Source organism: Streptomyces changchenzhani (assembly GCF_039766235.1).
In the GTDB taxonomy this organism is placed as follows: domain Bacteria; phylum Actinomycetota; class Actinomycetes; order Streptomycetales; family Streptomycetaceae; genus Streptomyces.
The window spans coordinates 212,717-238,805 of the sequence record NZ_JBDHNH010000010.1; the positions used below are offsets into that span (position 1 = coordinate 212,717).

General features: G+C 70.7%; 18 protein-coding genes and 2 pseudogenes. 5 read left to right on the plus strand and 15 right to left on the minus strand.

Annotated elements, in window-relative coordinates; all coding sequences use genetic code 11:
* Position 1 precedes the first annotated feature (1 nt).
* The 14 genes from ABCR94_RS29455 to ABCR94_RS29520 all read right to left on the minus strand — a co-directional run bounded on the left by ABCR94_RS29455 (position 2) and on the right by ABCR94_RS29520 (position 18,515).
* The gene (locus ABCR94_RS29455) at positions 2–850 is read right to left on the minus strand and encodes a TatD family hydrolase (RefSeq protein ID WP_347123405.1); all 849 of its coding nucleotides are present in this window, start codon (positions 848–850) and stop codon (positions 2–4) included.
* Positions 851–960: 110 nt separating this feature from the next.
* Positions 961–1,737 (minus strand): EboA domain-containing protein, encoded by a 777-nt coding sequence (locus ABCR94_RS29460; RefSeq protein ID WP_347123407.1) that lies wholly within the window; start codon positions 1,735–1,737, stop codon positions 961–963.
* Positions 1,731–2,873 carry a sugar phosphate isomerase/epimerase family protein gene (locus ABCR94_RS29465; protein WP_347123409.1) on the minus strand — a complete coding sequence of 381 codons (1,143 nt, stop codon included), beginning with the start codon at positions 2,871–2,873 and terminating at the stop codon, positions 1,731–1,733. Before ABCR94_RS29465 ends, ABCR94_RS29460 begins: the two co-directional genes overlap by 7 nt.
* Positions 2,870–3,877 (minus strand): SCO3242 family prenyltransferase, encoded by a 1,008-nt coding sequence (locus tag ABCR94_RS29470; protein ID WP_347123410.1) that lies wholly within the window; start codon positions 3,875–3,877, stop codon positions 2,870–2,872. The genes ABCR94_RS29465 and ABCR94_RS29470 overlap by 4 nt, the downstream gene beginning before the upstream one ends.
* Positions 3,874–5,013 carry an inositol-3-phosphate synthase gene (locus ABCR94_RS29475; RefSeq protein ID WP_347123411.1) on the minus strand — a complete coding sequence of 380 codons (1,140 nt, stop codon included), beginning with the start codon at positions 5,011–5,013 and terminating at the stop codon, positions 3,874–3,876. Before ABCR94_RS29475 ends, ABCR94_RS29470 begins: the two co-directional genes overlap by 4 nt.
* A gap of 120 nt (positions 5,014–5,133) precedes the next feature.
* On the minus strand, positions 5,134–8,859 hold the full coding sequence (locus ABCR94_RS29480) for a ThuA domain-containing protein (protein WP_347123412.1): 3,726 nt from the start codon (positions 8,857–8,859) through the stop codon (positions 5,134–5,136).
* A gap of 335 nt (positions 8,860–9,194) precedes the next feature.
* A complete protein-coding gene (locus ABCR94_RS29485; protein ID WP_347123413.1) occupies positions 9,195–10,202 on the minus strand; it encodes a sugar phosphate isomerase/epimerase family protein in 1,008 nt (335 codons plus the stop codon).
* 13 nt (positions 10,203–10,215) lie between these two features.
* A complete protein-coding gene (locus ABCR94_RS29490; RefSeq protein WP_347123414.1) occupies positions 10,216–11,442 on the minus strand; it encodes a Gfo/Idh/MocA family protein in 1,227 nt (408 codons plus the stop codon).
* A 79-nt stretch (positions 11,443–11,521) separates the two neighbouring features.
* Positions 11,522–12,571, minus strand: coding sequence for a substrate-binding domain-containing protein (locus ABCR94_RS29495; protein WP_347123415.1), 1,050 nt, complete (start codon positions 12,569–12,571; stop codon positions 11,522–11,524).
* A gap of 76 nt (positions 12,572–12,647) precedes the next feature.
* A complete protein-coding gene (locus ABCR94_RS29500) occupies positions 12,648–13,703 on the minus strand; it encodes an ABC transporter permease (protein WP_347123416.1) in 1,056 nt (351 codons plus the stop codon).
* Positions 13,700–15,193 (minus strand): sugar ABC transporter ATP-binding protein, encoded by a 1,494-nt coding sequence (locus tag ABCR94_RS29505; RefSeq protein WP_347123417.1) that lies wholly within the window; start codon positions 15,191–15,193, stop codon positions 13,700–13,702. Before ABCR94_RS29505 ends, ABCR94_RS29500 begins: the two co-directional genes overlap by 4 nt.
* Before the next feature lie 211 nt (positions 15,194–15,404).
* On the minus strand, positions 15,405–16,586 hold the full coding sequence (locus ABCR94_RS29510; RefSeq protein ID WP_347123418.1) for an ROK family transcriptional regulator: 1,182 nt from the start codon (positions 16,584–16,586) through the stop codon (positions 15,405–15,407).
* Positions 16,587–16,751: 165 nt separating this feature from the next.
* On the minus strand, positions 16,752–17,426 hold the full coding sequence (locus tag ABCR94_RS29515; protein WP_347123419.1) for a GntR family transcriptional regulator: 675 nt from the start codon (positions 17,424–17,426) through the stop codon (positions 16,752–16,754).
* Positions 17,427–17,567: 141 nt separating this feature from the next.
* Positions 17,568–18,515: a beta-ketoacyl-ACP synthase III gene (locus ABCR94_RS29520; RefSeq protein ID WP_347123420.1), complete on the minus strand. Its 948-nt coding sequence runs from the start codon at positions 18,513–18,515 to the stop codon at positions 17,568–17,570.
* A 187-nt stretch (positions 18,516–18,702) separates the two neighbouring features.
* On the opposite strand from ABCR94_RS29520, the gene ABCR94_RS29525 reads away from it, so the two are divergent.
* The 5 genes and pseudogenes from ABCR94_RS29525 (at position 18,703) to fdhD (ending at position 25,401) form a co-directional block, all read left to right on the plus strand.
* Entirely contained in the window at positions 18,703–19,749 is a 1,047-nt protein-coding gene (locus tag ABCR94_RS29525) for a 2-dehydropantoate 2-reductase (RefSeq protein ID WP_347123612.1), read from the plus strand.
* A complete protein-coding gene (locus ABCR94_RS29530; protein ID WP_347123422.1) occupies positions 19,746–21,677 on the plus strand; it encodes a molybdopterin oxidoreductase family protein in 1,932 nt (643 codons plus the stop codon). Before ABCR94_RS29525 ends, ABCR94_RS29530 begins: the two co-directional genes overlap by 4 nt.
* Positions 21,668–23,652, plus strand: a pseudogene (locus tag ABCR94_RS29535) (NAD(P)H-dependent oxidoreductase subunit E). The gene ABCR94_RS29530 and the pseudogene ABCR94_RS29535 overlap by 10 nt, the downstream one beginning before the upstream one ends.
* Positions 23,649–24,507: pseudogene (locus ABCR94_RS29540) on the plus strand (2Fe-2S iron-sulfur cluster-binding protein). The pseudogenes ABCR94_RS29535 and ABCR94_RS29540 overlap by 4 nt, the downstream one beginning before the upstream one ends.
* Positions 24,508–24,561: 54 nt before the next feature.
* Positions 24,562–25,401: a formate dehydrogenase accessory sulfurtransferase FdhD gene (gene fdhD, locus ABCR94_RS29545; protein WP_347123613.1), complete on the plus strand. Its 840-nt coding sequence runs from the start codon at positions 24,562–24,564 to the stop codon at positions 25,399–25,401.
* Between the two features lie 243 nt (positions 25,402–25,644).
* Here the strand turns inward: fdhD and ABCR94_RS29550 are convergent, their stop codons facing one another.
* Positions 25,645–26,061 carry a (2Fe-2S) ferredoxin domain-containing protein gene (locus ABCR94_RS29550; RefSeq protein ID WP_347123423.1) on the minus strand — a complete coding sequence of 139 codons (417 nt, stop codon included), beginning with the start codon at positions 26,059–26,061 and terminating at the stop codon, positions 25,645–25,647.
* Between the last annotated feature and the right edge of the window lie 28 nt (positions 26,062–26,089).

The window sequence follows — 26,089 nt, forward strand, 5'->3', positions numbered from 1 at the left end:
CCTATTCCCCGCCGCGCAGGATGGAGTTGCCCTCGTGCAGGGCGTCGGGGGCGGGGACGTCGAGCTGAAGGCGGCCGCTGAGCCCGTAGAAGGCGACCGGGTTGCGCCACAGCACCTTGTCCACGTCGTCGTCGGTGAAGCCGGCGGCGAGCAGTGCGTCGCCGACCTTGCGGGTCTTGAGCGGGTCGCTCTTGCCCCAGTCCGCTGCCGAGTTGACCAGGACCTTGTCCGTGCCGTGGTCCTTGATGACGGCGACCATGCGGTCCTCGTCCATCTTGGTGTCGGGGTAGATGGAGAAGCCGAGCCAGCAGCCACTGTCAGTGGCGGCCTTTACGGTTGTTTCATTGAGGTGGTCGAGCAGCACGTGTTCCGGGGGGAGGTGCGATTCGCGGATGACGTCGATGGTGCGGCGCAGACCGACGAGCTTGTCGCGGTGCGGGGTGTGGACGAGCGCGGGCAGGCCGTGGTCGGCGGCGAGCTGGAGCTGGGTGGCGAGGGCGGTGTCCTCGGCGGGGGTCATCGAGTCGTAGCCGATCTCACCGACGGCGACGACGGAGTCCTTGACGAGATAACGGGGCAGCGCGTCGAGAACGGGGGTGCAGCGGGGGTCGTTCGCCTCCTTGGGGTTCAGGGCGAGCGTGCAGTGGTGGGCGATGCCGTACTGGGCGGCGCGGAAGGGTTCCCAGCCGAGGAGTGCGTCGAAGTAGTCGAAGAAGCTGGCGGGCGAGGTGCGGGGCTGGCCCATCCAGAAGGACGGCTCGACGACGGCGCGGACCCCGGCGGCGTACATCGCCTCGTAGTCGTCCGTGGTGCGGGAGGTCATATGGATATGGGGGTCGAAGATGCGCATCAGGACTCCTCTGTGGGGGCGGCAAGGGTCTGTCTGGAGTTTCCCGTCGTCCGCGCGAAGCGCGGGCGCAGCGGCGTCTGGTGCGTGCGATCGGCGTGCGGCGTCGCTGGTCATGTGGCGGAGCCACCTGTCCAGCGACGCCGTGCGCCGGGCGTGCGTGCCGGGCGCCGGGGCGCAGACGGGAAACTCCAGGCAGACCCTAGGGCCGTGAGGGACAGGACGCGGTGCAGATCGTCCGGGACCGGGCGGCCTGCGGCCGTGCGCTCTTCGGCGTAGTCGCGGAGCATCCTGGCCAGTTCGGAGTCGGCCTGGGCGCGCAGGGCGAGGCCGTCGACGGCAGCGACCGGGACGCCGGTGAAGAGGCACTTGAGTACGGCGTGCCGCCAGGCGTGCTGGTCCAGGTGCTCGAAGGCGTACGGGCCCACGGCGGCGGCGACCAGACGCGTGTCGTTGGTGCGCAGCGCGTCCTCGACGAGGGGCAGGGCGTCGGCGCCGATGCCGCTCAGGTGGGGCAGCGCGAGCAGGACGGCGCGTCGTTCGGCGGCGGTGCCGTGGGCGTAGAGCCGGTCTGCGGTGGTGTGGTCGGCACCCACGGCATGCAGGAGCAGCACGCGGGCCGCGTCCGTGAGGTCGGGTCCGTCGAGGGCGGCGGCGTCCGGGTCCGGGGCGGGGTGGCAGTGGCGGCCGGCCTCGGCGAAGCGGATCTCCCAGGCCGGGAGGGCCCACTGGGCACGGTCGTCGGCCGGCCCGGGTGACGCGGCCTCGGCCAGTGCCTCGGCCAGTGCCTCGTGCAGCCAGGCGCGGCCGGCGACGCCCAGGCGGGCTTCGAGTGCGGATTGCAGGGCGGGGGTGGTCGCCGTCGCGCTGTGGATCAGGTCGGTCAGCACGACGCGCCTCCTGCGGCTGCGGCGGGGCGGGCGGGGTGCGGGTGCGCGTCCGCTTCGGGGTGCGTTGGGGGTGCGGGTGCGGGTGCGGGTGCGGTGGGCGACTCGGGCCCGGCATGGGGTGCGGGGGCGGTGTGGGCCTCCGCCTCGGCTCGGCGCAGGAAGCGCAGCGACCGTTCGGCCTGGTCGGGGCCCGCGTGGGAGTGGCGGGGCAGTTCGACGACCGTCAGGCCCTGGTAGCCGGTGTCGGTGAGGGCTCGCAGGATCGGCGGGAAGTCGATCTCGCCGTCGCCGAAGGGCAGATGCTCGTGGACCCCGCGGCGCATGTCCTCGATCTGTACGTGCCGCAGCCAGGGTGCGGCCTCGCGTACGCAGTCGGCGGGCGAGGCGGGTTCCAGGCACTGGCAGTGGCCGATGTCGAGCGTGAGGCCGAGGAGCTGGGGGTCGGGATCGCCGAGGGCGCGGCGCAGCTGGTGGAAGTCGGCGAGGGTGGCGAGGAGGTGACCGGGCTCGGGCTCGACGGCGAGCGGTACGCCGGCCTTGGCAGCGGCGTCGACGACGGGTGCCATCGACTCCGCGAGCCGCTTCCAGGCGGTCTCGGGTGGGGTCCCCTCGGGGACGATCCCGCTGAAGCAGTGCACGGCGTGGGCGCCCAGATCGGCGGCGACCCGCACAGCTGTGATGAGCAACTCGGCTCGGGCGGTGCGGCCTTCGAGGTCCGGGTCAATCAGTGACGGGCCGTGCTTGCGGCGCGGGTCCAGGACGTACCGTGCGCCCGTCTCGACGGTGACACCGAGGCCGAGCTGCGCCAGTCGGCGCGCCACCTGGGCGGTGCGGGCGGCGAGTTCGGGGGCGAGCGGGTCGAGGTGCATGTGGTCGAGGGTCAGCCCGACCCCGTTGTAGCCGAGGTCGGCGAGGAGGGAGAGTGCGTCGTCGAGGCGGAGATCGGTGAGCCCGTTGGTGCCGTAGCCGAAGCGGATCGGTGCGCCGCCCGGCTCCTGAGTGCGACCAGGGGGCTGGGTGCCGCCAGAGGTCTGGGTGCCGCCAGGTAGTGGGGTGGCGGCCGGGTCCTGCGTGCCGCCCCGTTGTGGTGTGCGGGCCGTGTCCGAGGAGCGGGCCGTGTCCGGGGTGCGGCTCATGTGGGGCTGACCTTCCGCGAGAGCTTCCGGGCGATCGGTACGAGTCCCATCAGCGCGACCCCGGTGCCGACCGCCCCGCCGCGCGCCGCCAGTGCGGCCTGTAGCGGGATCATGGCCCGGATCCCGCCGCCGACGGCACGCTGGGTGAGGGGCGGGGACGGGTTGAGCGCGGCGTGCAGCAGAGGTGTGGCCGCGGTGCGGAAGTAGGCGACGGCCGCGAGGGCGGCGGGGGTTGCGAGGTGTGCGGCCATACGTATGGCCCGGTGGGGAGCGGAGCCGGAGTCCGCACCCACCGACCTGATCGGCCGGTGCGGCCGCCCCGGAGGTGTGCGGCCGGCCACGCCCGCCAGCAGCGCGGCCGTGGCCAGGGCGGCGAGTGGCACCGCCGTCGACCCGCCGTGCGCCTCGCGCCGCGACACCGCCGTCACCGCGTAGGTGTGCGCGCCGAGCATCGCCGCGGCGGTCAGCGCGTTCCGCACACCTCCCGGGCGTCCAGCGTCCCTCCGCACAGTGGTCGGTCGCGTCGGCAGCCCCGCCGCCGTTGCCGTCGCGCCCAGGAGCAGGTCGAGCGCCCGGGCCGTCGCCATGGTGGCCGAGGCTGCCGGGGTGTGCTTCAGGCCGAGGTCGTACGCCCAGATCGTGGCGGCCAGAGCGCCCGCGACCCCCAGCGCCTGGCGGCCCGCCCCGGCCGCCAGGGTGAGGCCGACTGCCGTCAGGGCCGTCGCCGCGGTCAGGGCCGCACCCGGGGTGATGCGGCCCGAGGGGAGCGGGCGGTGCGGGCGGTCCACCGCGTCCTCGTCCCGGTCCGCCCAGTCGTTGAGGGCCATACCCGCTTCGTACAGGCACAGCGAAGCGCCGACGGCCAGCGCGGTGCCCCGGTGGGGGCGTACGCCCAGGGAGGCCGCGCCCGCCAGGGCGTCGCCCGGCACGGTGAACAGTGCCGAGACCCGAAGGAGTTCCGCCCATGCGCCCAGGGGGTTGCTCCTTGTCGGGCCGGGCGTCATCGGGCCTCCCCCAGGCGGTCCGCGAACGACAGCAGCGCCACATACTGCTCGGCCAGCGCCGCAGGTCCGCCGTCCGGATCCTTGAAGTAGAAGCCCAGCTCGGGCAGCGGCCCCGAGATGCCCACCTGGTGCGCGCGGGCCACCAGCCTGGCCAGGTCCAGCACCAGCGGCGCCGCCAGCGCCGAGTCGCAGCCCTGCCAGGTCGTCTGGAGGATCATCCGGGAGCCGAGGAATCCGTCGAAGGCGACGTGGTCCCAGGCCGTTTTCCAGTCGCCGAGCGCCGGCACGTCGTCGATGTGCACCTCGCCTTCCGGCAGCGCCCCGAGCGTCTCGGCAAGGACGCGGTTCTTGCCCGCGTTCTTCGCAGCCGCGGCGGCCGGGTCGGCCAGCGCCGCCCCGTCCCCACCACCGAGCAGGTTCGTGCCGGACCACGCCCGTACGGTCAGGGCACGCTGCACGAACATCGGGGCGAGCACGGAACGGAGCAGCGTCTGGCCCGTCTTGCCGTCGCGGCCCGCGTGGGGAAGTCCGCTCGCCGCAACGGCATCCTGGAGGGCTGCGGCGCGCAGCCCGGTGGAGGGGGTGAAGTTGACGTACGGGCAGCCGGCCCGCAATGCGGCCGCCGCGTACAGGGAGCTCGCCGGCAGGGACGGGGCCTGGTCGTCGGGGGCCGGTTCGGTGGAGGCGACGTTGACGACGACGACCCGGTCGAGTCGCCGGCGCCGTGCGAAGTCGCGGAGGTCCTCGGTGAAGGCCGAGATGAGTTCCTCGTCGCTGCGGGTCTCCCCGGCCAGCGGCCCTCCGGTCCGTATCTCCCGGTCGGCCTCGGCCAGTTCGGCGCGTACCGCCGATGCCAGGCCGTGCGGCAGGACGCCACCGGTCTCCAGCGCCTCGGCCCGCTTGGGCAGCGGGCAGCTCATGGTGTCGTGTCCGCCGAAGACGAGTGACGGCAGGGACGGCAGGCCGCTGTGGGCGAAGGGAGGTGTCTCGGTGACCATTCCCTCGGCCGGATGGAGTCCCGCGGCGAGGGCGGCGCAGCCCGCGACGGCGGTCGTGGCGACGGAGCCGCGTGCTCCGACGAACCACACTCCGGTTCGTGCCGTGGATGTGTTTGTCTCGTCGCGGCCGGTGATCACGGGCTGCCTCCCTGCCAAAAATTCTTGAGATGGAGAAATACGAAGAAGTTGGTAGCAGAGACGGCGGGCGGGGCTCGGCGTGCTCCCGCCCGCCGCCGGTCCTGCGGGTCTCCTGCGGGTCTAGGGAGTGCCCGCCTTCGCGGGCAGGTCCTTGACCTTGATGTTGCGGAAGGAGACCTTGTCGTCCGCACCGTGGTTCTGGAGGCCGATGTGCCCCTGGGCCAGGCTGCGGGCGGGGTCGGTGTTGGTGAAGTCGTTGATCTTCACCCCGTTGAGGAAGACGCGGAGCCGCTCTCCCTCGACCCGGATCTCATAACTGTTCCATTCGCCGGGCGGGTTGAGCGCGGCGTCGCGTGCGGCGATGTTCGCGGCCTTGAAGCCGTATACGGAGCCGGTGGTCCGGTCCGGTGCGTCGCTCGCGTCGATCTGGATCTCGTAGCCCTTGTTGACGGCCGACCACGGGTCGTCGGAGGCCGGGAAGCCCACGAAGATCCCGGAGTTGCTGTCGCCGGTCATCTTCCAGTCGGCCTTCAGGGAGTACGACTTGAGCTCCTTGGACTGGTTCCACAGGAGGCCCATGCCGCCGGTGGAGTTCAGCGTGCGGTCCTTGATCTCGAAGGATCCGGGGCCCGCCTGCTTCCAGCCCTCTCGGGTCTCGCCGTTGAAGAGCGGCCGGTAGTCCTTGGAGGGACGGCAGTCGGCCTTGGCGATCCCGGCGGCGTACAGCATTCCGCCCAACAGGTGCTTGCGGAATGCCGGTTCGGCGTACGACTCCTTGGTGTGGCCGCCGCCGGTGTAGAAGGAGCGCCCGCCCTCGTACGGCTGGCACCAGGCGATCGGGTGGTCGCCCTTCATGTTGCCGCCGGTGTAGGTGGTCTCGTCGAGGGTGGCCAGGACGCGGGCCTGCTCGCGCGGGTTGGTGCGGTAGTTGTACCACTCGTCGGTGCGCTGGAAGCTGTTCTCCAGGTGCGCGGTGGCGGGGTGGTCGTGGTCCTCGACGCGTACGGTCGCCGGCTGGATCTGCGGGTGCGAGTCGAAGTAGGCGCCGACGAGGCCTCCGTAGAACTTCCAGTCGTACTCGGTGTCGGCCGTGGCATGGACGCCCATGTAGCCGCCGCCGTCCGCGACGTACTGCTCGAAGACCGTCTGCTGGTTGGCGTTCAGCACATCACCGGTCGTGGAGAGGAAAACCACGGCGTCGTAGCGTGCCAGGTTCTGCGGGGTGAACTGCTGGGCCTCCTCGGTGGCGTCGACGGCCAGGCCGCGCTGCGCGCCGAGTTCCTTGAGGGCTTTGACGCCTTCGGGGATGGAGTCGTGGCGGAAGCCCGCGGTCTTGGAGAAGACCAGGAGCCGCTTCTTGGGTGTGGCGTCGCTCTTGGCGGTGGAGAAGATGAAGTCGTCCACGTCGTAGAGGGCGCCGTCGCCGCCCTTGAACACCAGGTAGAGCGTGGTGCTCTTGGCCGGGGGCTTCTTGATGGTGGTGGTGACGTCCTGGAAGGTGTCCCAACCGCCGGTCACCGGGACGACGGTGGAGCCGATGAGTTTGCCGTCCGGTGAGCCGGTGCGGACTTCCAGGGTGCCGCCGGTCCCGCCGGAGGAGACGCGGGCGGTCAGCGAGGTGGCGTCGGCGACCAGGTAGGGCGAGAAGGCGATCCAGTCGCCGTTGCCGATGTCACCGACGGTCTTGCCGCCGTGCGCGGTCGCCTTGTCGAATACGTTGACGCCGCTGGACTTGGAGAAGTGCTCGGCCTGGCGCTGCTTGGGCTGGAGCACCTTCTGGGAGTGAGTGGTCAGCGCCTCCTGGCCGCCGCCCCCGCCGTCGGTGTACTCCGCGTCGAAGACCGCGAAGATATTGGCGTTGGGGTCGTGGCTGCTGTCGGCCGGGGTCTTGAGGATGCCGGAGCAGCCCTTGCCCGAGGTGATCGGGTGGCCGTGGCTGTCATGGCCCAGGACGTACGTCACCTTGACCTTGGTGCAGTCGATGGCGCCGTCCTCCGCGTCGGTGACCTTCACCTTGAAGGGCACGTCGTCGCCGAAGTTGAAGAGCTGGCCGTCGCCCGGCAGCTCCAGCGTCACCTTGGGCGCGGTGTTGCCGACGACGACCCGCACGCTCGCGGAGCCGGTCCTGCCGGTGGAGTCCTTGGCGGTGACCGTGGCGGTGTAGGTGCCGTTCTTCTTGTACGTGTACGTGGGGTTGGCGGCCGTCGACGTTCCGCCGTCGCCGAACGCCCAGGAGTACTTGAGCGCGTCGCCGTCGGAGTCACTGGTGCCGGCCGAGGAGAACTTCACCCGCAGCGGGGCCTGCCCGGATGTCTTGTCGGCCGCGGCCTCGGCGACCGGTGAGTGACCGCCGGTGGCGTTCTCGATGCGGTAGAGACCGGAGTGCTCGTCCCCGCCGAACCAGGCGGTGCCGTAGTCGAGGATGTACAGCGCGCCGTCCGGGCCGAAGGCCGAGTCCATCACCTGGGTGCCGGTCCACGGCACGGGGTTGATGGACTGGACGTTGCCGTCGGCGTCCTGCTCGATACGCTTGATCCAGCGCCGGCCGAACTCGGTGGCGAAGAAGTCACCGTCGTACGCCTCGGGGAACTTGACCGGCGAGTCCAGGTTCGCGTCGTAGCGGTAGACGGGACCGCCCATCGGGGACTCCGAGCCCGTGCCGAACTCGGGCAGGGATCCGCCGTCGTACGGGATCCAGGCCTCCTGCGCGGGCGGCAGGTCGGTCAGTCCCGTGTTGTACGGCGAGGTGTTCTTCAGGTTGGCGCAGTCGAACTTCGCACCGGATTCCTTGGTGGCGAAGTCGTAGTCGACATAGGCGTCGTTCTTGCCGGTGCAGAAGGGCCAGCCGAAGTTGCCGGGCTTGGTCACCCGGGCGAACTCGACCTGTCCCGCCGGACCGCGCTTGGGGTCGGCGGCGCCCGCGTCCGGGCCGTAGTCGCCGATATACAGGACGCCGGTGGGCTTGTCGATGCTGAAGCGGAAGGGGTTGCGGAAGCCCATCGCGTAGATCTCGGGCCGCGTCTTGTCGGTGCCCGGGGCGAAGAGGTTGCCGTCGGGAACCGCGTACGAGCCGTCCGCGTTCACCTTGATACGGAGGATCTTGCCGCGGAGGTCATTGGTGTTGCCCGAGGTGCGCCGCGCGTCGTAGGCGGGGTTTCGCCCGGGGCGCTCGTCGATGGGCGTGAAGCCGTCGGAGGCGAAGGGGTTGGAGTCGTCGCCGGTCGACAGGTAGAGGTTGCCCTGCGCGTCGAAGTCGATGTCGCCGCCGACGTGACAGCAGATGCCCCGGGTGGCGGGGACGTCGATGACCTTCTTCTCGCTGGCGTTGTCGAGGCTTCCGTCGGCCTTGAGGACAAAGCGCGAGAGGCGGTTGACGCCGTCGAACTTCTCGAAGTCGGCCGGGGTGCCCTCATTGGGGGCGTCGCCCGCAGGGGTGCTCAGAGGGGGTGCGTAATAGAGATAGATCTGCCGGTTCTCGCTGAACTTCGGGTCGATGCCGATGCCCTGGAGTCCCTCTTCGTCGTGCGAGTAGACGGGGATCGCCCCAATGACGCGGGTGTTGCCCGCGGCGTCGGTGCTCCGCAGTTCACCGTCGCGCGAGGTGTGCAGCACGGTGCGGTCGGGGAGCACCGCGAGCGACATCGGCTCGCCCGTCTCGGGCTCGCCCTTGGCGAGGGTGACCTGCTGGAAGTCCTCGGCCGCGACCGCCGAGTCGGCGGCGCCGCCCGAGACGGGCTTCTCGGCGGCGATGGTCTGGGGAGCCGTGAAGGCCAGTGATGCGCCGGCGAGCAGGCTGCCGGTGAGAAGGGCGAGTGCTTTTCGGGCTCTGAGCCGTTGTCTGTGCACGAGTGTCCTCCGGAAGGGAGCCGGTTGAACGGGCGGGTGCTGCCGTGCCGCGCGGGGACTGCCGCGCTCGCCTCACGGACGGTGCTTACGGACGGTGCTTGTCGGGCGCCGCGCCGGGGCGTGAGGCTCTCGGATCGCGGTATCCGGAGTGCGCCGTCACCCCGGAACCGCTCATGTCCTGTACATCTCAGGGACGGTAGCCGCGTTCGTCCGGATCGGAAAGGCCTTGCGCAGCAGGGAACTTCAACTTTCCCCCGGCGCAGGACAAAGCCGGATCCGGGCAGCCTGGACAGGCCCGGCGGCGGCCTGCACCGCCGAGCTCCCACCTGGGCGTACTACGTATCATTTCCCCCGAACGCGGCGTCGAACGAGGCGGTGGGCGGGTCGAAGTCGAAGCGCTTCAGCCCGGCAAGCGCTTCCGGGGCGCCGGTGAGGCGGTCCATTCCGGCGTCCTCCCACTCCACGGAGATGGGCCCGTCGTAGGCGATCGAGCGCAGCATCCGGAAGATGTCCTCCCAGGGGACGTTCCCGTGCCCGGCGGACACGAAGTCCCAGCCGCGCCGCGGGTCGCCCCATGGCAGATGGGAGCCGAGCCGGCCGTTGCGCCCGTCCAGGCGCATGCGCGACTCCTTGCAGTCCACGTGGTAGATCCGGTCGCGGAAGTCGTAGAGGAATCCGACCGGGTCCAGGTCCTGCCAGACGAAGTGGCTGGGGTCGAAGTTCAGCCCGAACGCGGGCCGGTGGCCGACCGCCTCCAGGGCGCGCTGCGTGGTCCAGTAGTCGTACGCGATCTCGCTGGGGTGCACCTCGTGGGCGAAGCGCACCCCCTCGGCGTCGAAGACGTCCAGGATCGGGTTCCAGCGCTCGGCGAAGTCCTCGTAGCCGCGCTCGATCATGTGCGGCGGGACCGGCGGGAACATCGCCACCAGGTGCCAGATCGACGATCCGGTGAACCCGATGACGGTCCGCACCCCGAAGGCCGCTGCCGCGCGCGCGGTGTCCTTCATCTCCTCGGCCGCTCGCTGCCGAACGCCCTCGGGCTCACCGTCGCCCCAGATGCGGGCGGGCAGGATGGCCTGGTGCCGCTCGTCGATCGGGTTGTCGCAGACGGCCTGGCCCACCAGATGGTTGGAGATGGCGAAGCATTTCAGGCCGTACTTGTCGAGCAGTTGGTGCCGGGAGTCGAGATAGCCGGGATCGCTGATGGCCTTGTCGACCTCGAAGTGGTCACCCCAGCAGGCGAGTTCGAGGCCGTCGTAGCCGAAGTCGCGGGCGAGGCGGCAGACCTCCTCCAGCGGCAGGTCGGCCCACTGGCCGGTGAAGAGGGTGAAGGGACGTGCCATACCTGACGACCTCCTACGGGCGTACGGGGAGTACGGGGGTGTACACGGCGTCCTTCTCGGCGCTCTCCTCCACCGCCGCCAGCACCCGCTGCACCTGGAGCCCGTCGGCGAAGGACGGCGCCGGGTCGGTGCCGTTGGCGATGGTGTGGATCAGGTCGCGCGCCTGGTGGACGAAGGTGTGCTCGTAGCCGAGGGCGTGGCCGGGCGGCCACCACGCCTCCAGATACGGGTGCTCGGCCTCGGTCACCAGGATCCGCCGGAATCCGGCGGTGACGGCGGGCTCGGTGTGGTCGTGGAACGACAGCTCGTTGAGCCGCTCCAGGTTGAAGGCCAACGAGCCGCGCTCGCCATTGAGTTCAAGGCTGAGCGCGTTCTTGCGGCCGGCGGCGGTACGGGTCGCCTCGAAGGACGCGAGCGCCCCGGACGCGAGCCTGCCGGTGAACAGCGCCGCGTCGTCGACGGTCACCTCTCCGCGCTCGGCCGCCCGCCCCGAGCCGGACAGCCCGGCGGACGCCTCGGCGAGGAGCGGACGCGACCGTACGAACGTCTCGGTCATCCCCGACACCCCCGCAAGCGGCTCCCCCGCCAGGTACTGCGCGAGGTCGACGATGTGCGCCCCCAGGTCACCGAGCGCCCCGGACCCGGCGTGCTCGCGCTCCAGGCGCCAGGTGAGCGGGAAGTCCGGGTCGACCAGCCAGTCCTGGAGGTAGGTGACGCGGACGTGCCGCAGGGCCCCCAGCCTGCCCTCCTCGATCATGCGGCGGGCGTACGCGATGGCGGGCACCCGGCGGTAGTTGAACCCGACCATCGCCACCTGGCCGCGGGCGCGCGCCCGTTCGGCCGCCGCCGCCATGGCTTCCGCCTCCGCGACGGAGTTGGCGAGTGGCTTCTCGCACAGCACGTGCTTGCCTGCCTCCAGCGCCGCGATGGCGATCTCGGCATGGCTGTCGCCCGGCGTGCAGATGTCGACGATCTGTACGTCGTCGCGGGCGATGAGGTCCCGCCAGTCGGTCTCCGCGGCGGCCCAGCCGTGCCGGTCCGCCGCGGCCCGTACCGCCTGCGGATCACGGCCGCAGACGGCCGCCATGACGGGTTGCACCGGCAGGTCGAAGACCCGGCCCGCGGTGCGCCACCCCTGCGAGTGGGCGGCGCCCATGAACGAGTATCCGACCATCCCGACGCCGAGCGTCGGCGGTGCGCCGGCCTCCTGCTCCGTCCGGGTCTCTTCCCTGCGGGCCATACGGGTCCTCCTTGTCGGACTCGAACGCGTCGAGTACTCGGTGGGGGGCGGGGTGCGGCGGTCGGCGGGGGTGGGGCGGTCAGCTGAAGCCCGTGGGCATGTACTCGTCGACGTTCTCCTTGGTGACGACGGCCGAGTAGAGCGTCAAGGAGACCGGGATCTCGAACTCCGACAGGCCCCCGACGCCCTTGCCCTGGCCAAGGGCGCGCGCCAGGTCGATCGCGGAGGCGGCCATGGTGGGCGGGTAGAGGACGGTGGCCTTCAGTACGCCCTTGCCGGACTTGATCGCCTTGAAGGCGGAGAGCGCGCCAGCGCCGCCCACCATCAGGAACTCGTCACGCCCGGCCTGCTCGATGGCCCGCAGCGCGCCGACTCCCTGGTCGTCGTCGTGGTTCCACAGCGCGTCGAAGCTCTTCTGCGCCTGGAGCAGCGAGGCCATCTTCGACTGTCCCGACTCGACGGTGAAGTCGGCTGCCTGACGGGCCACCAGCTTGATGTTCGGGTAGTTCTTGAGGGCGTCCGCGAAGCCCTGGCTGCGCTGCTTGGTCAGTTCCAGGTTGTCCAGGCCCGCGAGCTCGACGACCTTCGCGTCGGCCTTGCCCTTGAGCTGCTCGCCGATGTAGTTCCCGGCGCTGAGCCCCATGCCGTAGTTGTCGCCGCCGATCCAGCAGCGGTACGCCTGCGGGGAGGAGAAGATGCGGTCGAGGTTGACCACCGGGATGCCGGCCCGCATCGCCTTCAGACCGGCCTGCGTCATGGCCTTGCCGTCGGCGGGCAGGATGACCAGTACGTCGACCTTCTTGTTGATCAGGGTGTCGATCTGGCCTATCTGGGCCGCGGTGTCGTTGGAGCCCTCGGTGATGTCCAGCGTCACGTCCTTGTACTGCTTGGCGCGCTCGCGGGCGTTGACGTTGATGGCGTTGAGCCAGCCGTGGTCGGCCTGCGGTCCTGCGAACCCGATGGTGACCTGCTTGCCGGGCTTGTCGTCGGAGACGGGCTGGTCGTTCGCCGCGGCCTTGTCCTTCTCGGCCGGCTCGTTGCTCGTGCAGGCGGTGAGGAGGGCGCCGGCGGATACGGCCGCGGTGCCGAAGAGCAGTCCTCTGCGACTGGTTCGGGAGATTTCTGGCATGACAGTGACCCCTTTGTCTGTGTCGTCAGGTATTTCTGCGCAGGCAGGTCTGTCCGAGTGCTGAGCTGGTGCTCAGCTAATGCTCGGAGGACGCGGTGCGGCGCTGGACGAGCACCGCGGCGACGATGATCGCGCCCTTCGCTATCTGCTGAGTGGCGCTCTGTAGGTTGTTGAGGATGAAGATGTTGGTGATCGTGGTGAAGATGAGGACACCGAGCACCGAGCCGACGATGGTTCCGCGACCGCCGCTCAGCAGGGTCCCGCCGATGATGGCGGCGGCGATGGCGTCGAGTTCGTAGAGGTTGCCGTTGGTGTTCTGGCCGGAGCCGGACAGGACGATCAGCATGAAGGCGGCGATGCCGCAGCACAGGCCGGACAGCAGGTAGAGGTAGAGCCGCTGCCTGCGTACGTCGATGCCCGCGAGCCGGGTCGCCTCGGGGTTGCCGCCGACAGCGACCGTGCGGCGGCCGAACGTCGTGCGGTTCAGCAGCAGCCAGCCGATGGCCGCGACCACCACGAAGATGATGGCGAGGGGCGGGATGCCCAGGATGTACGCGTCCCGGCCGCCGAGGTCGAGGACCGACGAGCAGCACTCGGGGTCCAAGGACTGTGTCCTGCCCTCGGTGATCTGCAGGGCGAGGCCGCGTCCCGCCGCGAGCATCGCGAGCGTCGCGATGAACGGCACCATGCCGCCGTACGCGATCAGCACCCCGTTGACCAGACCGCAGGCCAGACCGACAACCACGGCGGTGAACAGGATGCCGGCGAAGCCGTACTGCTGGGTGGCGACCGTCGTGGCCCAGACGGAGGCCAGCGCGACGATCGCGCCGACCGAGAGGTCGATGCCGCCGCTGGTGATGACGAACGTCATGCCCACGGTGACCACACCGATGGTGGACGCCTGGATCAGGACCAGTTGGAGGTTGCTGGTCGCCAGGAACTCGTCCGGCTTTGTGATACCGCCGATCAGGATGAGTACGGCGAGGACACCGACCAGCGACAGGGTCCTGATGTCGGCGCGCAGCCCGAGTCTCAGTTTCGGAGGCCGTATCCCCTGTCGCTGTTTGCCGGGGGGACGCGCAGCCGTGGGCTCCGGCCCACTGTGCTGCGCCGGGGTTGAGGACTGCGTCATGGCGTCGGGCTCCCTTCCATCACAAGGTCGAGTACACGGTGCTCGTCCAGCTCCTGGGCAGGCGCCGTGTGTACGACGCGCCCCTCCCTGAGTACGAGCACCCGGTCGGCGAGGCCCAGGACTTCCGGGACTTCGCTGGATACCAGCAGTACGGCGAGGCCTTCGTCGGCCAGCCGGCGGATCACGGCGTACAGCTCGGCGCGCGCCCCGACGTCGACGCCGCGGGTCGGCTCGTCGAGCAGCAGGACGCGGCAGCCGCGCAGCAACCACCGGGCCAGCACGGCCTTTTGCTGGTTGCCCCCGGAGAGGGTGCGGACGCGGGCTTCGGGGTTGTCGGGGCGCAGGGAGAGTTCGCGGGTCGCGGCCTGGGCGGCGGCGCGCTCCTTCCCGCGGTCCAGCCAGCCGCCGCGCGAGAAACGCGACAGGGTCGAGACCGACACATTGCGGGTGACGGATTCGAGCATCAGCAGGGCCTGGGCCTTGCGCTCCTCGGGGGCGAGCCCGACGCCGGCCCGGACCGCGGCGCGGACGCTGCCGGTACGCAGCCGGGTCCCGGCGACGATGACCTGGCCGGTGGTCGCCTTGCGTGCGCCGTAGATGGTCTCCAGGATCTCGGAGCGCCCCGACCCCACGAGTCCGGCGAGGCCGACGATCTCCCCGGCGCGGATCTCCAGGTCCAGCGGCGCGAACTCGCCGTCCCGGGAGAGGCCTTCGACGCGCAGCACCGGCTCGCTCAACGAGACGCTTTCGGAGGGCCGTTGGGGAAAGACATGCTCGACGTCGCGGCCGGTCATCAAGGCCACGATCTCGCGGGTGGGGGTGTCCTTGGCCGGCAGTCCGACCGCGACGGTGCGGCCGTCCTTGATGACGGTCACCCGGTCACCGATGCGGCGGATCTCCTCAAGCCGGTGGGAGATGTAGACGACAGCGACCCCGTCGGCGGTGAGTGTCGCCACGATCCGGAAGAGGTTGTCGACCTCGTCGGGGTCCAGGGCGGCGGACGGCTCGTCCATCACGATCAGACGTACGTCGTGGGAGAGCGCTCGCGCCATCGAGACGATCTGCTGCTGGGCGGCGGAGAGCGATCCGACCAGGCCGGCCGCGTCGATCTCGGGGTGGCCGAGGCGCTTCAGCAGGGCGGTGGCCGAGGTCCTGGCCGTCCGGCCCTTCACGACAAAGCCCGCGACGGTCGGCTCGTGTCCGAGGAAGATGTTCTCGGCCACCGAAAGCCCCTCCACCAGGTCGAGCTCCTGGTAGATGGTGGCGATGCCCAGACGCATGGCGGCGATCGGCGACTTGAGCGTCACTGCCCTGTCCTGCCAGGTGATTTCGCCGTCGTCGGGCTGGTGGACTCCGGCGAGCACCTTGATGAGGGTGGACTTGCCGGCGCCGTTCTGACCGAGCAGGCAGTGGACTTCGCCCGCCCTGACCTCCAGGTCGACGCCGTCGAGGGCGCGCACGCCCGGGAACGACTTGGTGATGGCGGACATCGTGAGAAGTGACGGTGGAGAAGGTGGAGCTGCTTGCGTCGGTGCCATGACGGATCCCCTCGGCGGGTGCGGCCGGGCGGTGCCGGCCTCGCGCCGTCGCCTGGTCGGCTGCGGGCGGGTGAGGCCGGACTGTGGGCGGGCAGGGCAAAGCAGGGTGCGGTGGTGCGGGGCGGTGCGCGCCTTTCGGCGTTACGTCGTCGGCCTGTTGGGGTCAGGCCGGCGAGAACAGGTGGTCACTGATGAGCCGGGCCGCGCCGATCGCTCCGGCGGCGGGCCCCAACTCGCCCAGGACGATGGGCAGATTGCCGGTCGCGAGGGGAAGTGACCGTCGGTAGACCTGGGTTCTGACGCTGGCCAGGAGTGTGTGGCCGAGGCCGGTCACTCCCCCGCCGATCACCACGAGCCCGGGGTTGAAGAAGCTGACGAGGCCGGCGATGACCTGGCCGACGCGGTTGCCGCCTTCCCGGATGAGGTCGAGGGAGGTGGCGTCGCCGGCCGCCGCGGCGGCGGCGACGTCGGCGGCCGTGAGGCGTCCGGACGCGTCGAGCCGGGCGGCCAGTTCGACGGAGTGGCCCGCGCGGGCCGCTTCTTCGGCGTCACGGGCGAGCGCGGCGCCGCTGAAGTGGGCCTCCAGGCAGCCCCGGTTGCCGCAGGCGCAGGCCCGGCCGTCCGGTTCGACCTGGATGTGGCCGATGTCGCCGGCGCTGCCCGTCGTACCGCGGTAGACCTCGCCGCCGACGACGATGCCGCAGCCGATGCCGGTACCGATCTTGATGCAGAGGAAGTCGCCCACGGAGCGGGCGACGCCCGCGTGCTGCTCCCCCATAGCCATCAGGTTCACATCGTTGTCGACCATGACGGGACAGCCCAGGTCCTGGCTGAGTGCCTCACGTACGGGGAAGCCGTCCCAGCCCGGCATGATCGGGGGTGCGACCGGCACGCCCTCGGGGAAGCGGACCGGGCCCGGCACTCCGATGCCGGCTCCGTCGAAGCCTTCCGCGAGGCCGGACGCCTTGAGCTTGGCCGCCATCGCGAGCACCTGCTCGAAGACGGCGACCGGCCCCTCGCGTACGTCCATGGGGTGGTTGAGGTGGCCGAGCACTTCCAACTCGGCGTTGGTGACGGCCACATCGATTGAGGTGGCCCCGATGTCGACGCCCAGGAAGCGCAGGGCGGGCGCGAGTCTGATGTTGTGCGACCGGCGTCCGCCGCGCGAGGCGGCGAGACCGTCGGCCACGACCAGCCCTGTCTCAAGCAGCCGGTCGACCTCGACGGCTAGCTTCGAGCGCGAGAGGTCAACCTGATCGCCGAGCTGCGCACGGGAGTTGGGACCCCCGTCACGCAAGAGGCGGAGCAGTCGCGCCTGATGCGCGTTCGCGGGTCGAGCCGTCATGCGCCTCACGTGCCCCTCCCTGCCTCATCGACTGTTCTCCGTCGTGCTTTGGAGGGGAACGTAGCAGCGGCTGCCGGGAGTGGGAAGAAGTTGCGCAGGAATCTGCCCCGACTTTCTCCACACCCAGGACAAAGTCGGGTCTCGGAGGGCTTCAGACGGTCGTTTTCACGCCTCGCGCTCGTGATAGGTGGTGCGGGTGTGCTCGGTGTGGGCCCGCATGACCTCGGTGGCGCGCTGCTCGTCACGGGCGGAGATCGCGGCGATCAGCTCGCGGTGCTCGATCCAGGACTGCTTGCCGCGCTGGCGGGCCACGGGCGTGTAGTACCAGCGGACCCGGCGGTCCACCCGGCCGGCCAGTTCGGCAAGGACAAGATTGCCCGCCAACTCCATGATTTTGGCGTGGAACTGGGCGTTGACGGCTACGGTCAGATCCACGTCGTCCGCCATGACGGCCTGCTCGCCCCGGTCACACAGCTCTTCGAGGGCCGCGATCTGGGCGGACCCGGCGTTGGCGGCCGCCAGCCGGGCGGCCTCGGCCTCAAGGAGTGTGCGTACGGAAAGGAGTTGGTCGGCCTCTTCTTCCGTGGGCTCGTGCACGAACGCGCCCTGCGCGGGCCGCAGATCGACCCATCCCTCGGTGTTGAGCCGCTGCAGCGCCTCGCGCACGGGCTGACGGGACACCCCGAGGTGTCCAGCGAGCTCGCTCTCCACCAGGTGCTGGCCCGGTCGCAGCGAACGGGTCGTGATGAGTTCGAGCAGGGCCTCGTAGACCCGCTCACGCAACGGACCCGGCCTCTCCAGCTTGGGCACGGCTCCCTGCGGCAGTCCTGCGGACAACATCGCGGTCCCCCTCCTGTGTCGGAGAAGCCAACCAGAGATTGGCTATCGTCTACAGTCTACCAAGCACCATCGAAGCCATGCGGAGATCCTCGTCACGCTCGCGCCGCGATGCGGGGGTGAGCTTGTCGCCCTGGGGCCTGCCTACGGGCAGCTGATGACCTGGCCCGCGTACGACAGGTTCCCGCCGAAGCCGAACAGCAGGACCGGGGCGCCGGACACGATCTCGCCGCGCTCCACCAGCTTGGACAGCGCGATCGGGATGCTCGCGGCGGAGGTGTTGCCGGACTCGACGACATCGCGGGCGATGACCGCGTTGATCGCGCCGATCTTCTGCGCGACGGGGTCGATGATCCGCAGGTTCGCCTGGTGCAGGACCACCGCGGCCAGCTCCTCGGGCGTGACACCGGCCCGTTCGCACACCTTGCGGGCGATGGGCGGCAGCTGGGTGGTGGCCCAGCGGTAGACGGACTGGCCCTCCTGGGCAAAGCGCGGGGGCGTGCCCTCGATCCGTACCGCGTGACCCAGCTCAGGCACCGAACCCCACAGCACCGGGCCGATTCCGGGCTTGTCGTCGTCCGCGCAGGCCTCGACGACCGCCGCGCCAGCGCCGTCGCCGACCAGGACGCAGGTGGAGCGGTCGGTCCAGTCGGCGATCTCGGCCATCTTGTCGGCGCCGATGACCAGGGCCCTGGTGGCCGCTCCGGCCCGTACCGCGTGGTCGGCCGTGGCCAGGGCGTGGGTGAAGCCCGAGCAGACGACATTGAGGTCCATCGTGGCCGGCGAGGTCATCCCGAGGCGGGCGGCGACGCGCGCCGCCATGTTCGGCGAGCGGTTGATCGCGGTGGACGTGGCGACCAGCACCAGGTCGATGTCGGTGGGCGTCAGCCCGGCCGAGGCGAGCGCCTTGGCGCCGGCGTGCGCGGCCAGCTCGTCGACGGGTTCCTCGGGACCCGCCACATGACGGGTCTTGATCCCGACCCGGCTGGTGATCCACGCGTCGCTGGTGTCGACCAGCTCCGCGAGGTCCTCGTTGGTGAGCACCTTGGCAGGCTGGTAGTGCCCGAGCGCGACGACACGTGAGCCGGTCATGACGGTTCCACCCCTCTTTGCGGACAGTCGGAGCAACCCACTCTTCTTTGTGACTCACCGGTACGAGGGTGCGTGAATCGACAGGATTCGCCGTCCACTCTTTGGAGCTTCCTGCTGACTGGACTGTCCGACTGCATCCCTTGCCGCATCCCTTGACCACTCCGGAACGGATACTGTAGACAATATTCTGTCGACGCCATTCGCTCCCCCGCTCCCCCCTTCTCGGTCCCTCAACCGATCGGAGAGCCCCGTGAAAGTCGCAGTTGTCGGCGCCGGAGCCATCGGCGCGTATGTCGGGGCCGCGCTCCACCGCGCAGGCGCCGAGGTCCACCTGATCGCCCGCGGTCCGCACCTGTCGGCCATGCGCCGCGACGGTGTGCGGGTGCTCAGCCCGCGCGGTGACTTCACCGCGCGGCCCGCCGCGACCGACGACCCGGCCGAGGTCGGGCCCGTCGACTATGTCTTCCTCGGCCTCAAGGCCAACTCGTACGCCGCGTCGGGTCCCCTGGTGCATCCGCTGCTGCACGACCGCACCGCGGTGATCGCCGCCCAGAACGGCATCCCCTGGTGGTACTTCCACCGTCTGGCGGGCCCGTACGCGGGCCGCCGCATCGAGAGCGTCGACCCGGCCGGCGCGGTCAGCGCGACGCTGCCGCCCGGCCGGGCCGTCGGGTGCGTCGTCTACGCCGCCACCGAGCTCGAAGCACCCGGTGTCGTACGGCACTTGGAAGGCACCCGCTTCTCGATCGGGGAGCCGGACCGAACGGTTTCGCGGCGCTGTCTCGATTTCAGCGAGGCCATGGTGGCGGGCGGCCTCAAGTGCCCCGTCGAGCCCGACCTGCGCAACGACATCTGGATCAAACTCCTCGGCAACATCTCCTTCAACCCCATCAGCGCGCTGGCCAGAGCCACCATGGGCGAGATCTGCCGCCATCCGGACACCCGCGCACTCGTCGACACGATGATGCGCGAAACGCTGGAGGTCGCGGCCGCCGTCGGCTGCCACCCGGAGATCTCCGTGGAGCGGCGCATCGCCGGCGCCGAGCGCGTCGGCGACCACAAGACCTCCACTCTCCAGGACCTGGAGAAGGGAAAGCCCCTCGAACTCGACGTGCTGCTCGCCGCGGTCGTCGAACTCGCCGGTCTGACCGGCACGACGGTACCGACGCTGCGCGCCGTGCACGCGCTGGCCGATCTGCTCGCCAAGACCTCCTCAGCTGGGAGCGCCCCGTGAAGAAGAAGGACAGGCAGACCAAGCAGTATCCGCGCCTCACCCATCCACTGGTACGGGACTCCAACGGGACTCTGCGCAGGGCCAGTTGGGACGAGGCCCTGCGCCGGGCCGCGGACGGATTCCGGCGCACCCAGGAGACGTACGGCGTCGACTCCTTCGCCCTGCTGTCCTGCGCCCGCGCGACCAATGAAATGAACTACGTCGCGCAGAAGTTCACCCGCGTGGTGATGGGCACCAACAACGTCGACTCCTGCAACCGGACCTGCCACGCGCCGAGCGTGGCGGGTCTCACCGCCGCCTTCGGCTCGGGCGGCGGCACCTCCTCGTACGAGGAGGTCGAGCACACCGACCTGATCCTGATGTGGGGCTCCAACGCCCGCTTCGCTCACCCGATCTTCTTCCATCACGTGCTGAAGGGGATACACAACGGCGCACGGATGTACGCCGTCGATCCGCGCCGCACCTCGACCGCCGAGTGGGCGGAGGGCTGGCTCGGCCTGAACGTCGGCACGGACATCCCGCTGGCGCACGCCATCGGCCGCGAGATCATCCACGCGGGTCTGGTCAACCGGGCGTTCGTGGAGCGGGCCACCAGCGGTTTCGAGGAGTACGCCGCCCTGGTCGAGCCCTGGACGCTGTCGGCCGCCGAGCAGGTCACCGGCGTACCGGCGGCCGCGATCCGCGAGCTGGCGCACGCCTACGCGACGGCCGAGCGCGCCCAGCTGTGCTGGACGCTGGGCATCACCGAGCACCACAACGGCACGGACAACGTCCGGGCGCTCATCAACCTCTGCCTGCTCACCGGCCAGGTGGGACGGTACGGCGCCGGGGTGCAGCCACTGCGCGGGCAGAACAATGTGCAGGGCGGCGGCGACATGGGCGCCATCCCCAACCGGCTGCCCGGCTTCCAGGACATCCTCGACCCGGTGGCGCGGGGCAAGTTCGAGCGGACCTGGGACACCGTCATCCAGCCGCGCTACGGCATGACGCTGACGGAGATGTTCGAGGCGATGGAGAGCCGCGAGCTGCGCGCCGTGTACTGCATCGGCGAGAACCCGGCCCAGTCCGAGGCGGACAGCGAGCAGGCCATTCGCCGACTCGCCTCGCTCGATCACCTGGTGGTCCAGGACATCTTCCTCACCAAGACCGCCGAAATGGCGGACGTGGTGCTCCCGGCGACGGCCGCCTGGGCCGAGACGGAGGGCACGACGACCAACAGTGAGCGGCGCGTCCAGCGGGTACGGGCGGCCCTGCTGCCGCCGGGCGAGGCCCGCGAGGACATCGACATTCTCTGCGCGATGGCCGAACAGCTGGGCCACGACTGGAAGTTCGAGGACTCCGAGGCCGTCTGGAACGAACTGCGGGCACTGTCCCCCGACCACTACGGGATGACGTACGACCGGCTGGAGGAGCACCAGGGCCTGCAATGGCCGTGCCCCGACCCGGACATCCTCCCGTCGACCTTCCTGCACGCGCGTCTGTGGGAGACCGACCCGGCGGCGCGCGGCACGGCCGCCGCCTTCGGCCTCGTCGAGCACGACCCGCCGGTCGACCTGACAGACGACCAGTACCCACTGCGGCTGACCACAGGACGGCGGCTCGACTCGTACAACACCGGTGTGCAGAGCGGGAGTTTCGCCTCCCCGCTGCGGCGGGGCGAGTACATCGAGCTGTGCCCCGAGGACGCGGTCGCCTACGGGGTGGAGGTCGGCGAGGAGGTACGGGTCTCCTCGCGGCGGGGCAGCGTCACGGCGCCGGTGTGGGTCGACCCGGCTCTGCGGCCCGGTCTCGCCTTCATGACCATGCACTTTCCCGACGAGGTCGACACCAACCAGCTGACGATCGAGGCGAACTGCCCCATCGCCGGCACGGCCGAGTTCAAGGCCTCCGCGATACGGATCGAGAAGCTGGTGCCCGCATGGACCTGAGGTACACGGACGCCAAGCCGTCGGACGAGGAACGCGCGGCGGTGGACAGCCTGTTGGGGCCACCCGAGTCGGGCTGGGTGGGCGGCACCGATCGGACGGACCAGGATCTGCGCTGGGCGCGCGGCGGCGCGGCCCAGCGAAACCGGCGCGACCTGCTGCTGCCCGCCCTGCACGCCGTCAACGACCGCGTCGGCTGGCTCAGCGAGGGCGCGCTCGACTACATCTGCAAACGGCTGACCGTGCCGCCCGCGGAGGCGTACGGGGTGGCGACCTTCTACGCGATGTTCTCGGTGAAGCCCCGCCCGGCGAAGGTCCTGCACGTCTGCACGGACCTGGCGTGCGCCGCGCGCGGCTCGGCGGAGCTGTGCGCGGGCCTGGCGGAGCGGATGGGCCCGGCGGGCGCGGCGTCGGAGGGCGTGGTGTGGCAGCCGAGCCCGTGCCTGGGCCTGTGCGAACGGGCCCCGGCGGCGCTGGTGTTGCGGGCGGGCATCCCAGCCTGTCGAGGGGGCCCCTCCCATGCCCTTAAGGCAATGGGGGAGTTTGAGGACCGGGGTCTGGGGCGGAGCCCCCACGCGGCGGAGCCGCACATGTCACAGCCGGGAAGGGGCGGGTCGGGGAACAAGCCCGCCGCAGGCGCCCACCAGACCGCAGCCGTCATCGCCCCCGCCACCCCGACGCCGTCGCACTGGCCGCCACCGCCCCGGAATCCGCCCCCGCAGAACCACCGGCCACCACCGCCGTCCCCCAGGCGGGCGACCCCGGCCTGGTCCTCCTGCGCAGAATCGGCGTGGTCGACCCGGCCTCCCTCGACGACTACCGGGCGGCCGGCGGCTACACCGCCCTGCGCCGCGCCTTCGCCATCGGCCCCGCCCGGGTGATCCGCGAGGTCCTGGACGCCGGCCTGGTGGGGCGCGGCGGGGCCGCCTTCCCCACCGGCCGCAAGTGGGACGCCACCGCCCGCCAGCCCGACCACCCGCACTACCTGGTCTGCAACGCCGACGAAAGCGAGCCGGGCACCTTCAAGGACCGGGTCCTGATGGAGGGCGACCCGTACGCGCTCATCGAGGCGATGACCATCGCCGGGTACGCGACCGGCGCCCACCGGGGTTACCTCTACCTGCGTGGGGAGTACCCGCGGGCGTACGAGCGCCTGACGCACGCCATCGCCCAGGCCACCGTGCGCGGCCTGCTTGGCCCGGACGTCCTCGGGCAGGGCTACGCGTTCGACATCGAGATCCGGCGCGGTGCGGGCGCGTACATCTGCGGCGAGGAGACCGCGATCTTCAACTCGATCGAGGGGCAGCGCGGGGAGCCCCGCTCCAAGCCGCCGTTCCCGGTGGAGAAGGGCCTGTTCGGCAAGCCGACCGCCGTCAACAACGTCGAGACGCTGGTCAATGTCCTGCCGATCCTCACCGAAGGCGCGGCGGCCTACGCACGCACCGGCACCGAGGCGTCCACCGGCACCAAGCTGTTCTGCGTCTCGGGACAGGTCGACCGGCCCGGGATCTACGAGCTGCCGTTCGGGGCGAACCTCCGCGAGCTGCTCGCTCTGGCGGGCCCGCCGCGCAATCTACGGGCCGTGCTGCTCGGCGGCGCAGCGGGCGGCTTCGTACGCCCCGACGAGCTGGACATCCCGCTCACCTTCGAGGGCACGCGCGCCGCGGGCGCCACCCTCGGCTCGGGGGTGGTCCTGGTCCTGGACGACACCGACGACCTGCCCCGAGTGCTCCTGCGCATCGCGGAGTTCTTCCGGGACGAGTCGTGCGGCCAGTGCGTGCCCTGCCGGGTCGGGACCGTACGGCAGGAGGAGGCGCTGCAACGGATCAAGGACCGTACGGGCGCGGCTGCCGCCGGTGACATCGCGCTGCTGCGCGAGGTGGGAGGCGCCATGCGGGACGCCTCGATCTGCGGTCTGGGGCAGACCGCGTGGAATGCCGTGGAGTCGGCCATCGACCGTCTGGGAGTGTACAAATGACCGCGATCGATCTTCAACTACCGCGCAGGCTAGTCGAGTTCACTCTCGACGAGACTCCGGTCAGGGCCCCGGAGGGCTCCACGATCCTGGACGCCTGCAAGGCGGCGGGCAAGGACATCCCGACCCTGTGCCACGGCGACACCCTCACCCCGAAGAACGCCTGCCGGCTGTGCGTCGTGGAGGTCGAGGGGGCCCGTACGCTCGCCCCGGCCTGCTCACGGCTGGCCGAGCCGGGCATGGAGGTGCGTACGGACACCGAGCGCGCCCGGCACAGCCGGAAGATCGTCCTTGAGCTGCTCGCCTCGTCGACCGATCTGTCCACCACACCGCGCGCCGCCGAATGGATCAAGGAGTACGAGGCGAAACCGGACCGCTTCGGCCCGGACGCGGCCCGCGTCAACGAGGAACCGAAGATCGACAACGAGCTGTACGTCCGCGACCTCGACAAGTGCATCCTCTGCTACAAGTGCGTGGACGCGTGCGGCGAGCAGTGGCAGAACACCCTTCGCCATCGCCGTCTCGGGCCGCGGCTTCGACTCCCGTATCTCCGTCGAGAACGACGGACCGCTCACCGAGTCGGCGTGTGTGTACTGCGGCAACTGCATCGAGGTGTGCCCCACGGGCGCGCTGAGCTTCAAGTCGGAGTTCGACATGCGCGCGGCGGGGACCTGGGACGAGCCGGCCCAGACCGAGACGACGACCGTGTGCGCGTACTGCGGCGTCGGCTGCAACCTCACTCTGCACGTGCAGGACAATGAGATCGTCAAGGTCACCTCGCCGCACGACAACCCGGTGACCCACGGCAATCTGTGCATCAAGGGCCGATTCGGCTACCAGCACGTACAGCAGCGCTGATCGCGGAGTACTGCTCGTGAAGCAACCGATCGTGAAGAAGTGGGACGGATCATCATGGGACGGGTCACCGAGCGCCGCCGCGTCATCCGGGTCAGGGACGGGGTCGTCAGCACCCGCCCGGACACTCTGGTCGCCGAGGAGCCACTGGAGATCCGGCTGAACGGCAAGGCGCTGGCCATCACCATGCGCACACCGGGTGACGACTTCGCGCTCGCCACCGGCTTCCTCGTCAGCGAGGGCGTGATCGGCGCCGCGTCGGACGTGCGGAGCGTCGTCTACTGTGCGGGGGCGACGGCCGACGGTGTGAACACGTACAACGTCGTCGATGTGCGGCTGGCGGACGGCGTCGAGGTCCCGGACATCACGCTGGAGCGCAACGTCTACACGACGTCGTCGTGCGGGCTGTGCGGCAAGGCGAGCCTGGACGCCGTACGCACCACCACCCGCTTCCCGATCGCCGATACTCCCCCGGTCCGGGTCACACCCGAGCTGCTCGCCGGCCTCCCCGACCGGTTGCGGGCGGCGCAGCGGGTGTTCGACAGGACCGGGGGTCTGCACGCGGCGGCACTCTTCTCCGAGGAGGGCGAGCTGGTCGATATCCGGGAGGACGTCGGCCGGCACAACGCGGTCGACAAGCTCGTCGGCCGCGCCCACCGCGACGGGCGCCTGCCATTGTCGCGGGCGGTGCTTCTCGTGTCGGGGCGGGCGTCCTTCGAGCTCGCGCAGAAGGCGGTGATGGCGGGGATTCCGGTGCTCGCGGCGGTCTCCGCGCCGTCGTCGCTCGCGGTCGACCTGGCCGTCGAGACCGGTCTGACGCTGGTCGGTTTCCTGCGCGGGCCGAACATGAACGTGTACGCGGGTGATGCGCGGATCGCCCTGCACTCCGGGGTGTGACGCGCCCCGCTGCACGGGAGAACGGCCCGGCCGGCGGGGAGCGCCCCCTGCGCCGGCCGGGTCACTTCCGTACGGCGGGTCACTTGCGTGTGCGGGAGGTGGGTGCGGGTCGGTGGCCAAAGAATACAGCCCGTCCGGCGTTTGAGGACCGGGGCCTGGGGCGGAGCCCCAGTTCGGGAAGGGGCGGGTAGGGGAAAGCCCCGCGCAGCGGCACCCGCACCCCGCCCACCCTCCCCCACTCGCTCAGCGCCGGCGCCCCCGGCGGGTCGGGGACGGGGCCGGCTTCGGGGCCGGGATCAGCTGGAGCTCCAGCGTTGCCGGAGGGGCGGCCAGGCCGGGGCCGCCCGCCGCGACCCAGGCCAGGATGTCGTCCGTACAGTCGTCGTCCAGCGCCCAGCCGACCCACGCGGCCCGCCCACCCCGGCGCCGTCCCTCCGTGGACGGCTGGACCACCACCACGTTCGCCTGCCCGCACGGGCCGAGGCACTCGCTCGTCCGGACCAGCAGCCGCCCCTCGGACGCCGCAGCGGCCTCCCGCAGCCGACGGAGCTGGCCGTCGTGGTCGGTGCCGGGATGCTTGCCCGCGTCGCCGCAACAGCAGCCCCTGCACACGGTGAGGGCGCAGGGGCGGGGGCCGAAGGCACGTATCGCTGAGGTCACTTGGCGATCTTGCCAGCCGGGGGCCGTG

Excerpts from the sequence above, each read along its gene's own strand:
- ABCR94_RS29455 (WP_347123405.1), bottom strand. The coding sequence starts at position 850 with ATGCGCATCTTCGACCCCCATATCCATATGACCTCCCGCACCACGGAC.
- ABCR94_RS29465 (WP_347123409.1), bottom strand. The coding sequence starts at position 2,873 with ATGAGCCGCACCCCGGACACGGCCCGCTCCTCGGACACGGCCCGCACA.
- ABCR94_RS29470 (WP_347123410.1), bottom strand. The coding sequence starts at position 3,877 with ATGACGCCCGGCCCGACAAGGAGCAACCCCCTGGGCGCATGGGCGGAA.
- ABCR94_RS29485 (WP_347123413.1), bottom strand. The coding sequence starts at position 10,202 with ATGGCACGTCCCTTCACCCTCTTCACCGGCCAGTGGGCCGACCTGCCG.
- ABCR94_RS29490 (WP_347123414.1), bottom strand. The coding sequence starts at position 11,442 with ATGGCCCGCAGGGAAGAGACCCGGACGGAGCAGGAGGCCGGCGCACCG.
- ABCR94_RS29495 (WP_347123415.1), bottom strand. The coding sequence starts at position 12,571 with ATGCCAGAAATCTCCCGAACCAGTCGCAGAGGACTGCTCTTCGGCACC.
- ABCR94_RS29500 (WP_347123416.1), bottom strand. The coding sequence starts at position 13,703 with ATGACGCAGTCCTCAACCCCGGCGCAGCACAGTGGGCCGGAGCCCACG.
- ABCR94_RS29505 (WP_347123417.1), bottom strand. The coding sequence starts at position 15,193 with ATGTCCGCCATCACCAAGTCGTTCCCGGGCGTGCGCGCCCTCGACGGC.
- ABCR94_RS29510 (WP_347123418.1), bottom strand. The coding sequence starts at position 16,586 with ATGACGGCTCGACCCGCGAACGCGCATCAGGCGCGACTGCTCCGCCTC.
- ABCR94_RS29515 (WP_347123419.1), bottom strand. The coding sequence starts at position 17,426 with ATGTTGTCCGCAGGACTGCCGCAGGGAGCCGTGCCCAAGCTGGAGAGG.
- ABCR94_RS29520 (WP_347123420.1), bottom strand. The coding sequence starts at position 18,515 with ATGACCGGCTCACGTGTCGTCGCGCTCGGGCACTACCAGCCTGCCAAG.
- fdhD (WP_347123613.1), top strand. The coding sequence starts at position 24,562 with ATGGGACGGGTCACCGAGCGCCGCCGCGTCATCCGGGTCAGGGACGGG.